The organism is Aeromonas sp. ZOR0002 (assembly GCF_963866995.1).
Classification (GTDB): Bacteria; Pseudomonadota; Gammaproteobacteria; order Enterobacterales; family Aeromonadaceae; genus Aeromonas; species Aeromonas caviae.
Genome location: NZ_CAWMFQ010000302.1, coordinates 3,880 through 14,201 on the forward strand (window position 1 = coordinate 3,880; position 10,322 = coordinate 14,201).

Here is a 10,322-nt window from a genome sequence, read left to right on the forward strand (position 1 = left end):
GGGTGCGCGCCCTGACCGGCGGAGCCGGGGTTGACGTGGTGTTTGACAGCGTCGGCAAGAGTACCTTCCTGGGCTCGCTTGATTCCCTCAAGCGCCGCGGACTCATGGTCTGCGTGGGCACCGCCTCCGGCCCCATCGACGGCTTCAACCCCCAGTTGCTGGCCATGAAGGGTTCCCTCTATCTGACCCGACCGGCCCTGGCGGACTACATCGCCGACCCGGCCGAGAAGGAGGCCCTGGCCGGCGAGCTGTTCGATCACGTGGCCAGCGGGCGGATCAAGATCGAGGTCAACCAGAAGTACGAGCTGCAGGACGCGGCGCAGGCCCACCGGGATCTGGAGTCGCGCCAGACCACGGGCTCCTCCGTTTTCATCATCTAGGCCAAGGATCTCAGGCCAGCCCGCACTCGATGGCGGCGCCTGAGCGCACCGACTTGTCATTCAGGGAGAGAGACATGCGTGTAGAACAACTGACCTGCCATATCGGCGCCGAACTGAGCGGCGTCCAGCTGGCGGATGCGGCCCACGACGCAGGGCTGTTCACCGAGATCCGCGCCCAACTGCTCAGGCACAAGGTACTGTTCCTGCGCAATCAGGAGATGAGCCGCAGCGATCACGTGACCTTCGCCCGCCGCTTCGGCGAGCTGGAGGATCACCCGGTGGCGGGCAGCGATCCGGATCACCCCGGTCTGGTGCGCATCTACAAGTCGCCGGATGTGCCCAACGATCGCTACGAGAACGCCTGGCACACCGATGCCACCTGGCGCGAGCAACCGCCCATGGGCTGCGTGCTGCGCTGCGTGGAGTGCCCGCCGGTGGGGGGCGACACCCTCTGGGCCAACATGGCGGCGGTCTACGCCGCGCTGCCCGAGGAGATCAAACAGAAGATCGCCGGCCTGCGCGCCCGCCACAGCATAGAGGCGAGCTTCGGGGCGGCCATGCCGATGGAGAAGCGGCTCGCCCTGAAGGCCATGTTCCCGGACGCCGAGCACCCCGTGGTGCGCACCCACCCGGAGACCGACGAGAAGATCCTGTTCGTCAACGCCTTCGCGACCCACTTCACCAACTACCACACCCCGGCGAATGTCCGTGTCGGCCAGGACTACACCATGGGTGGCAGCGATCTGCTGCGCTACCTCATCAGCCAGGCCTATATCCCCGAGTTCCAGGTGCGCTGGCGCTGGCAACCGGGCAGCGTGGCCATCTGGGACAACCGCAGCACCCAGCACTACGCCGCCATGGATTACGCCCCCTGCCATCGCAAGATGGAGCGGGCCGGGATCATGGGCGACACGCCTTACTGAGTCGTAACATCCCAGTGATACCGCTAATTTTCAATAACTTGAGGCAATAGACATGAACTTCCTTGACGGTTCTCTCTTCCCTGAAAATCAGGACAAGTTGGTTATTACCGTAGCCCCGTATGGCCCTGAATGGTTCCCTTCTGACTATCCGGAAGACATCCCGGTGACCATGGAAGAGCAGATCCAGAAAGCGGTCGACTGCTACGAAGCGGGCGCCGCCGTACTGCACCTGCACGTGCGTGAACTGGACGGCAAGGGCTCCAAGCGCCTGTCGATGTTCAACGAACTGATCGCTGGTGTGCGCAAGGCCGTGCCGGACATGATCATCCAGGTCGGCGGCTCTATCTCCTTCGCGCCGCCAGAAGATGGCGCGGCCGCCAAGTGGCTGCATGACGACACTCGGCACATGCTCGCCGAACTCGAGCCCAAACCCGACCAAGTCACTGTGACCGTCAACACCACGCAGATGAACGTGGTCGAGCAGATGGATAAGCGTGACTACGCCGGCACCTCCATGGGGACCGATACCTACGAAGCCTACCGCGAGATGATCGTGCCTTCCGGCCCTGGCTTCATCGAGGAGCACGTCAAGCGTCTGAGTGCCGCCGGCATCCAGAGTGCCTTCCAGTTTTACAACATCAACAGCTACGAGTCGGTGGAGCGGCTGATCCGCCGCGGTGTCTATAAGGGGCCGCTGGTATGCAACTGGGTGGCGATTGGCGGTGGCATGGACCAGCCGCATATCTACAGCATGGCCAACTTCCTGCGCGCCATTCCTGACGGCACCATGCTGACGGTGGAAAGTTCCATGCTCAACACCCTGCCAATCAACCTGATGGGCATGGCGATGGGCCTGCACGTGCGCTGCGGTATTGAGGATAACCTCTGGACCCAGGACCGTTCGCGTAAGATGACCTCCGTCGAGCAGATCGAACAGTTGGTGCGCCTTGCCAAAGAGATCGGCCGTCCAGTTGCCAACGGTAAGGAAGCCCGCGAGATCCTCAAAATCGGTGTTTTCTATGAGACGGTTGAAGAAACCCTTGCAGCCAACGGCTTCGCTCCGAATCCAAAGGGCGGTCAGCAGGGCTTCCTGAAGAAGTGATGTAATACCCACGCAGATCTGCGTGTCAGGGCGCAAGGCCCCAAGCCAAGCGCCCTAAGAACCTGTTTGCCAAACGCCGGTTGTCCTTGCACTATGCAGCACGCAGGGCAACTGAGTGATGAATCAATATTGTCTGGCCGGGGGCCTTTCCACCGGCTGGTTGACCGAATACCCAACCCAATTTGCAGTAGCGCGAGGGAATGTATGGCTACGTTTCATATCGATGACGACCCCGAGGCCGGCAAGGTTGCCGTGCCCCGTCGTTATGCCTGGATAGTGTTTGCGCTGACCTTCGGTCTGCTCATCTCCGATTACATGTCACGCCAGGTGCTCAACGCCGTCTTCCCCATGCTCAAGGGGGAGTGGGCACTCTCCGACACCCAGCTCGGCCTGCTCAGCGGCATAGTCGCGCTCATGGTCGGCTTGCTCACCTTCCCGCTCTCCCTGCTGGCGGACCGGTTCGGCCGGGTCAAGAGCCTGGCCATGATGGCCGCGCTCTGGAGCCTGGCGACCCTGGGCTGCGCCCTGGCACAGAACTACGAGCAGATGTTCATCGCCCGCTTCCTGGTGGGAGTGGGGGAGGCCGCCTACGGCAGTGTCGGCATCGCCGTGGTGGTCTCGGTGTTCCCGCGGGAGATGCGGGCCACCCTCTCCGGCGCCTTCATCTCCGGCGGCATGTTCGGCTCTGTGCTCGGCATGGCCTGCGGGGGCGTGCTGGCGCATCTCCTCGGCTGGCGCTGGGCCTTCGCCGGCATGGCCCTGTTCGGTCTGGTGCTGGCGGCCATCTATCCCCTCATCGTCAAGGAGGCGCGGATCTCCCAGGCCAGCCGGGCGGCCCAGGGCAGCAAGGCGGGCCGCAACCCCCTGCGCAGCCTCTATTCCAGCCGTTCGGTGATCTCGGCCTACGTGGGCAGCGGCCTGCAGCTGTTCGTCGGCGGCACCGTCATCGTCTGGATGCCGAGCTATTTCAACCGCTACTACGGGCTGGACACGGACAAGGCGGGACTCATGGCCGCCATCATAGTGCTGTGCAGCGGTGCCGGCATGATCCTGTGCGGCATGCTGAGCGATCGGCTGTGCCGCAACCGGCCGGATCGCAAGATAAGCCTCGCCATCGCCTATTGCCTCGGCAGCTGTCTCCTGCTCTCCCTGGCGTTTGCCCTGCCGGCCGGCTTCCCCCAGCTGGTGCTGATCGGTCTGGGGATGTTCATCGCCACCGGCACCTCGGGCCCCGCCGGCGCCATGGTGGCCAATCTCACCCACGCCAGCGTGCACGGTACGGCGTTTGCGACCCTGACCCTTGCCAACAACCTGCTGGGGCTGGCCCCCGGTCCCTTTATCACCGGCAAGGTGTCCGATCACATCGGGCTGGACAACGCCTTCCAGCTGGTACCCCTCATCAGCGTCGCGGCGGCTGCGGTCTTCTTCTACGGCAAGCGCCACTACCACAAGGACGTGGCCAGGATTGAAGGGGACGCCCGCCAGGTCGTCGCCGGCCCCCAGGGCTGCGAGGTGAGGGCATGAGGCTCAGCATCGAGGTCTATTTCGATTTCATCTGCCCCTGGTGCCTCATCGGCAAGCGTCAGCTGGATGAGGCGCTGGCCCAGCTGCGGGTGGAGCGGCCCGAGGTGCGGGTCGATGTGAGCTGGCGCGGGGTGCAACTGCTGCCCGCGCTGCCGATGCAGGGGGAGGATTTTCACGCCTTCTATCTGCGGCGCCTTGGCAGCGAACAGGGGATGCGCCTGCGCCAGGCTCAGGTGCGGCAGGCGGCGGCCAGCGTCGGCGTTGAGCTGGACTTTGACAAGATCCCCCGTATGCCGAACACGGCCGATGCCCACCGCCTGTGGCAACGGGCCTGCCAGCTGGGATCGCCGGCGCAGTTGGAGAGTCTGCTGGAGTGGCTGTTTGCCTGCCACTTCCTGCACGGCGGGGATCTGGGGGATGGTGCTACCTTGCTGGGGCTGGCCGAGGCGGTGGGTTTCTCGCCTGCCGATCTGGTGGGCAGCCTGCAGGGAGACGGAACCCCCTTTTTCGGCGATCAGCCAGAGGCGGCTCGGCAGGGGGTGCCCAGCTTCGTGCTGGGGAAGGGGCGGATCCTCAGCGGTGCCCAGCCCGTGGCGCAGTTGCTTGCCAGCTTGCACCAGGCCGTCGCGGCGATGTCCCGGGCGCAGGCGCGAGTCTTGGTGCCGGCCGAGCGGGTGCCCGCGCCGGGCCAGCGCGTCCTCATCGAGGACTCGGGCAAGAGCCTGGTGCTGTTCAACGTCGATGGCCGTTTCCATGCCATCGATGACGGCTGTCCCCACCAGGGGGCGTCCCTGTGCGGCGGCCGGCTGGAGGGGGAGGTGATCCAGTGCCTTGCCCACGGTCTGCGTTTCAACCTGACGACCGGGTTGCTGCTGAACTCGACCCAGCTCAGGGTGCGCCGCTACCCGGTCGAGCCGGCGGGGGAGGGGTTGTCCATCGTCATCGAGTCCCAGGAGGCCATCCCATGCTCACCCTGACCATGACGGATCGCTTCCAGCGGGTACGGACACTGGCCCCCGGCATGGCGGTCAGCATCACGGTGGCGGCCGCCGCCACCTTCCTGTCGGAGCACTACGGCGCCCCCGTGCTGCTGTTCGCCCTGTTGCTCGGCATGGGGTTGAACTTCCTCAGCGGCGAGGGAAGCTGCAAGGCGGGCATCGAGTTCACGGCGCGAAGCGTCTTGCGCATCGGGGTCGCCCTGCTCGGCATGCGCATCACCCTGGGCCAGATCGCCGAACTCGGCTGGATGCCGGTGCTGCTGGTGGTCACCCTGGTGGTGGTGACCATCAGCCTGTCGGTGGTGGTGGCCAAGGCGATGGGTTTCCAGCGCCTGTTTGGCATGCTGACCGGGGGCGCTACCGCCATCTGTGGTGCCTCCGCCGCCCTGGCCCTGGCTGCCTCCCTGCCGAACCATCCCCAGAAGGAGCGCGCCACCCTGTTCACGGTGATCGGGGTGTCGGTGCTCTCGACGCTCGCGATGATCCTCTACCCCATGATCGCCCGCTTCTTCGAGTTGACGCCGGTGGAGGCGGGGGTCTTTCTCGGTGCCACCATTCACGACGTCGCCCAGGTGGTGGGGGCCGGCTACAGCATGTCCACCGAGACCGGGGACGTGGCCACAGTGGTCAAGCTGATGCGGGTCGCCATGCTGCTGCCGGTGATCCTGGTCGCCGCCATGATCACCCGGATGCAGGGGGCGGATCCCGCGTCCGGCAAGCGGCCGCCCCTGTTGCCCCTGTTTGCGGTCGGCTTCCTGGTGCTGGCCTGCATCAACAGCACAGGCTGGGTGCCCGCCCTGGTTCAGGGGGGGGTCAACGAGCTGTCGCGCTGGTGCCTGGTGATCGCCATCGCCGCCATCGGCATGAAGACCCAGCTCAAGGAGCTGGCGGCGGTCGGCATCAAACCCATCCTGCTGATGGTGGGGGAGACCGCCTTCCTGGTCGCCCTGGTGCTGACCCTGATGCATTGGGGCATCAAGCCTTAGGCATATCAGGAATGTCATGAATGCCGCGAACGTCCGAATAGGCTTCGCTACCCGAACCTACCAACTCAATTGACTGCGTAGGTTCGATTAGCCGCGTAGCGGCGTAATCGGACGATCGCGATACGAGATCAATCAGAAAAACCGCAATAAACGAACGCGCCCCTGTGGCCAACGGACTAGCCAGAGAGCAGAGAGGTAGTTATGAACAAGGTTTACCCCAGCGCCCAGGCCGCTCTTAGCGATCTGGTGCAGGACGACATCACCATCGCCTCGGGGGGCTTCGGCCTGTGCGGCATCCCGGAGCAGCTTATCGAGGCGCTGCAGGAGAGCGGCAAACGCGGCTTCACCATCATCAGCAACAACTGCGGGGTGGACGAGTTCGGCTTGGGGCCTCTGCTCCACAGCCGCCAGATCAAGAAGATGATCTCCTCCTACGTGGGGGGCAACAAGGAGTTCGAGCGCCAGTATCTCGCAGGGGAGCTGGAGCTGGAGTTCACCCCCCAGGGGACGCTGGCCGAGAAGCTTCGCGCCGGCGGTGCCGGTATCCCCGCCTTCTTCACCCGCACCGGCTATGGCACGCTCATCGCCGAGGGCAAGGAGACCCGCGAGTTCGACGGCGAGTGGTATGTGATGGAGCGATCCCTCACCGCGGATCTCGCCATCATCAAGGGCGCCAGGGCCGACAAGGCGGGCAACCTGATGTTCAACAAGACGGCGCGCAACTTCAACCCGCTCTGCGCCAAGGCGGGCCGGGTCTGCGTGGCCGAGGTGGAGGAGATAGTCGAGGTGGGGGAGCTGGCCCCGGACGAGATCCACCTGCCCGGTATCTATGTGCAGCGGCTGGTGCACAACCCCAATCCCGAGAAACGCATCGAAGTGCGCACCGTCATGGAGAAGAAATAAGATGGTTTTGATCCGTGAAGAGAGGGCGCTGTGCATCACCCAGGTGCTGCCGGTGGCTTCCTGTATTCAACATTGCGCGCTGAGGAGTAGATAACATGGCCTGGACCCGTGAAGAGAGGGCGCTGTGCATCACCCAGGAACTGCCGGTGGCTTCCTGTTTTCAACAGCCTGCAGTAAGGAGCTAAGTCATGGCCTGGACCCGTGAAGAGATGGCGCAGCGCGCCGCCAAGGAGCTGCAGGACGGCTTCTATGTGAACCTCGGCATCGGCCTGCCGACCCTGGTGGCCAACTACATCCCGGATGCCATGGAGGTGTGGCTGCAGAGCGAGAACGGCCTGCTCGGCATAGGCCCCTTCCCGAGTGAGGAGGCGCTGGATCCCGATCTCATCAACGCCGGCAAGCAGACCATCACCACCTTGCCCGGCAGCAGCTTCTTCGACAGCGCCGAGAGCTTCGGCATGATCCGCGGTGGCCACATCAACCTGGCGCTGCTCGGGGCCATGCAGGTCTCGGAACGCGGGGATCTCGCGAACTGGATGATCCCCGGCAAGCTGGTCAAGGGGATGGGGGGGGCCATGGATCTGGTGGCCGGGGTCAAGCGGGTGGTGGTGCTGATGGAGCACTGCGCCAAGAACGGTGAGCACAAGATACTGGAGTGGTGCAACCTGCCCCTGACCGGGGTCGGGGTGGTGGATCGCATCATCAGCGATCTCGCCGTGCTGGACGTGACCCCAAGCGGCCTCAAGCTGGTGGAGCTGGCCCCTGGCATCGAATTTGAGCAGTTGCAGGCCGCCACCGGCTGCCGCATCTGCCGCTGAATCGCGTGTGGGCCGACTCGTCGGCCATTTTCACGGCGGAGTGAGGATGCTTGGGCCTGCTCCGCCGCTTTTATGCTCTCCGTGACGGCGCAGATGCTCTGCCTGCTGCCTCTCGCCCCGATAACAGACTGCCATCACCCACCCACTCACTGGACACGCCAGCCCCTTGGCGGACCCCTGTCCTTCACCATGGTCCCTGGCTGAGCCCCGAGAATCCCTGCGCGGATGCCGTCCGACACCCCTTTCGCGCCGCTTGTTCGGCGCCGCCACTCCCTGTCATCAAATGAAAAGTGGCTGACGTTCAATGGCAAGCAAGGGGGTTGGGCTGGCCGTAGAGTCGGTAGCAACAACACAGAGCGCACCCGGGGGAGGAACCCGCAAGGGGAGGAGGCAAACAGAGCGCCCCCTCATCCCCAAGGGAAGCGCCGACACTGGCACAACAGCCAGGCAAGAAGCCAAGCAACAAGCCAGACAATAAAGCCAGACAATAAAGCCAACGGAAACGGCGACTAGACACAGAACAACAAACAACAGATGACGACACTCGGAGAGACTGTAATGGATTACAAGCACACGAGTCATGGTTGCGGTGCCCTGCGCCTCAGCCTGCTGGCGACGGCCATTGCGGCCGTGCTCCTGCCCACCGCTCAGGCGGTCGAGATCGACACGGACAGTGAAGAGTGGTCCGTGCGTTTCGACAACACCGGCAAGTTCAACTACGGCATGCGCACCGAGAGCGCCGACGAGCGGATGCTCGCCACCCCGAACAGCAACGATGGGGACTACAACTTCAAGGATGCCGGCGACACCGTCACCACCCGCTTCGATCTGTTGACCGAGCTGGACGTGGTGAACAAGGGCAATACCGGTTTTCGCATCAGTGCGGCGAGCTGGTACGACTATGCCTATGACGACGTCGGCGCGAGCGACAACCCCTTTTTGAACAACAACGGTGATGCCTCCGGCATCCCGGGCTGGGGCGCCAACCCCGCAAGGTCGACCATGTTTGGCCAGCCGGGGCTGAGCGATTATGCCGATCGCTACTACAACGGCCCCTCCGGCGAGATCCTCGACGCCTTCGTGTTCCACAACATGGAGATAGGTGACGAGTCGCTGCTCGGCGTCAAGATTGGCCAGCACAACATCTTCTGGGGCGAGACCCTACTCAACCCGGTGCACTCCATCAGCTACGGCCAGTCTGGCCTGGATCTCGCCAAGCTCGCGGCGTCCCCGGGCACCGAGGCAAAAGAGCTGTTCATGCCCCGCAAGCAGATCTCCGCCTCCTTCACCCTGAACCCGGAGTGGACCTTCGCCGCCCAGTACTTCTTCGACTGGGACGCGGCCCGTCTGCCGGAGGCCGGCACCTTCTACGGTGGCTCCGATCTGGTGGGCTACGGTGCCCGCGCCTTCCTGCTGGGTCACACCGGTGGCCCCGGCCTCGCCGGGCCGAACGGCACCCTGAGCAACATCCGCCGCGGGACAGACATAGATCCGGGCAAGCACGGTGACTGGGGCTTCATGACCAAGTGGTCCCCCGAGGCGCTGGATGCCACCCTGGGGGCCTACTACCGTCGCACCGCCGACATCCTGCCCCAGGCGGTACTGGACGCCCGTGGTCTGAGCGTCCGCGGGACGAATCCCCTGCCGGCCGGGGCTATTCCCAACCTGCGTAACTCGATTGCCAACACCAGCTATTCCCTGGCCTACGGCGAGGACATCGACATCCTGGGTCTGAGCCTGTCCAAGGACATCGCCGGGGTCAGCGTGGGCAGCGATCTGAACTATCGCCACAACATGCCCCTCTCCAGCATCCCGGCGCTGCTGAGTGCCTCGGGTCCACTCGGGCTGAAACAGGGGCTCGGCGCACTGCCTGCCCGTAATGACAGCACCGGGGTGATCACCGACGACAGCGACGGTTACAGCGCCACCGGCGAGACCCTGCACTGGACCCTCAACGGCCTGATGACCATGGCCGACACCCCGCTGTTCGACGGCGCCGCCCTGCTGGCCGAGCTCTATTACAGCAACCTGCTGAGCCTCAACGATCACAACAAGGCGCTCTACAAGGGCGAGGACAGCTACCAGGGGCTCGACAAGTCGACCACCGACAACTGGGGCCTGGCGGTCAACTTCACCCCGACCTGGTATCAGGTGTTCCCCGGCGTGGACATGAGCATGCCGCTGTCGATCAACCTCGGCCTGGCGGGGGTGTCTCCCGTGCAGGGCGGCGGTGCCAAGGACACCGGCAACTACGCCCTTGGCCTCGGCGCTACCATCTACAACCAGTATTTCGTCGATCTGAAGTACGTGGACTCCTTCGGCAAGTCTGCCGACTGTAACGACGGCGCCACCGATGGCTCCACCCCCAACGCCCTGGATGCGACCCAGCGCAACACCTGTTATGCCGGCGGTTACTCCTCCTTCTCCGGTGGCGGCGCCACCACGGAAGACAGAGGGGCCGTCTACCTGACCCTCAAGACCACTTATTGAGTCAAGCGACCGAGTCGGAGAACAAGATGATGAAACATAAACAGACCATGCTGGCCCTGTCCCTCGCCCTGGCCTTCACCAGTCAGGCCCAGGCGGCCGTCTCCGCCAGCGAAGCGGGCAAGCTGGGCACCAGCCTGACCCAGGTCGGCGCCGATGCCGCGGCCAACGCCGACGGCTCCATCCCCGCCTATACCGGCG

9 protein-coding genes are annotated in these 10,322 nt (G+C 64.3%); all 9 read left to right on the forward strand.

Translation table 11 applies throughout. From position 1 onward, the window contains the following. A partial coding sequence (locus AACR77_RS16250) for a zinc-binding dehydrogenase (RefSeq protein WP_231563268.1) occupies positions 1-380 on the forward strand: 380 nt, incomplete at its 5' end. A gap of 74 nt (positions 381-454) precedes the next feature. Further along, complete coding sequence (locus AACR77_RS16255) at positions 455-1,303, forward strand: TauD/TfdA dioxygenase family protein (RefSeq protein WP_042016952.1); 849 nt, start codon at positions 455-457, stop codon at positions 1,301-1,303. A gap of 52 nt (positions 1,304-1,355) precedes the next feature. Next, complete coding sequence (locus tag AACR77_RS16260; protein ID WP_039038787.1) at positions 1,356-2,405, forward strand: 3-keto-5-aminohexanoate cleavage protein; 1,050 nt, start codon at positions 1,356-1,358, stop codon at positions 2,403-2,405. Between the two features lie 204 nt (positions 2,406-2,609). After that, entirely contained in the window at positions 2,610-3,929 is a 1,320-nt protein-coding gene (locus tag AACR77_RS16265; RefSeq protein WP_042882800.1) for an MFS transporter, read from the forward strand. Continuing rightward, entirely contained in the window at positions 3,926-4,906 is a 981-nt protein-coding gene (locus AACR77_RS16270; RefSeq protein ID WP_081999480.1) for a DsbA family protein, read from the forward strand. The genes AACR77_RS16265 and AACR77_RS16270 overlap by 4 nt, the downstream gene beginning before the upstream one ends. Continuing rightward, positions 4,894-5,913: a YeiH family protein gene (locus AACR77_RS16275; RefSeq protein ID WP_042882801.1), complete on the forward strand. Its 1,020-nt coding sequence runs from the start codon at positions 4,894-4,896 to the stop codon at positions 5,911-5,913. Before AACR77_RS16270 ends, AACR77_RS16275 begins: the two co-directional genes overlap by 13 nt. A 201-nt stretch (positions 5,914-6,114) precedes the next feature. Then, on the forward strand, positions 6,115-6,816 hold the full coding sequence (locus AACR77_RS16280; RefSeq protein ID WP_042882802.1) for a CoA transferase subunit A: 702 nt from the start codon (positions 6,115-6,117) through the stop codon (positions 6,814-6,816). A gap of 188 nt (positions 6,817-7,004) precedes the next feature. Beyond that, entirely contained in the window at positions 7,005-7,634 is a 630-nt protein-coding gene (locus tag AACR77_RS16285) for a CoA transferase subunit B (RefSeq protein ID WP_042882803.1), read from the forward strand. 558 nt (positions 7,635-8,192) lie between these two features. Then, a complete protein-coding gene (locus AACR77_RS16290) occupies positions 8,193-10,124 on the forward strand; it encodes a DUF1302 domain-containing protein (RefSeq protein WP_052224821.1) in 1,932 nt (643 codons plus the stop codon). Positions 10,125-10,322 lie beyond the last annotated feature (198 nt).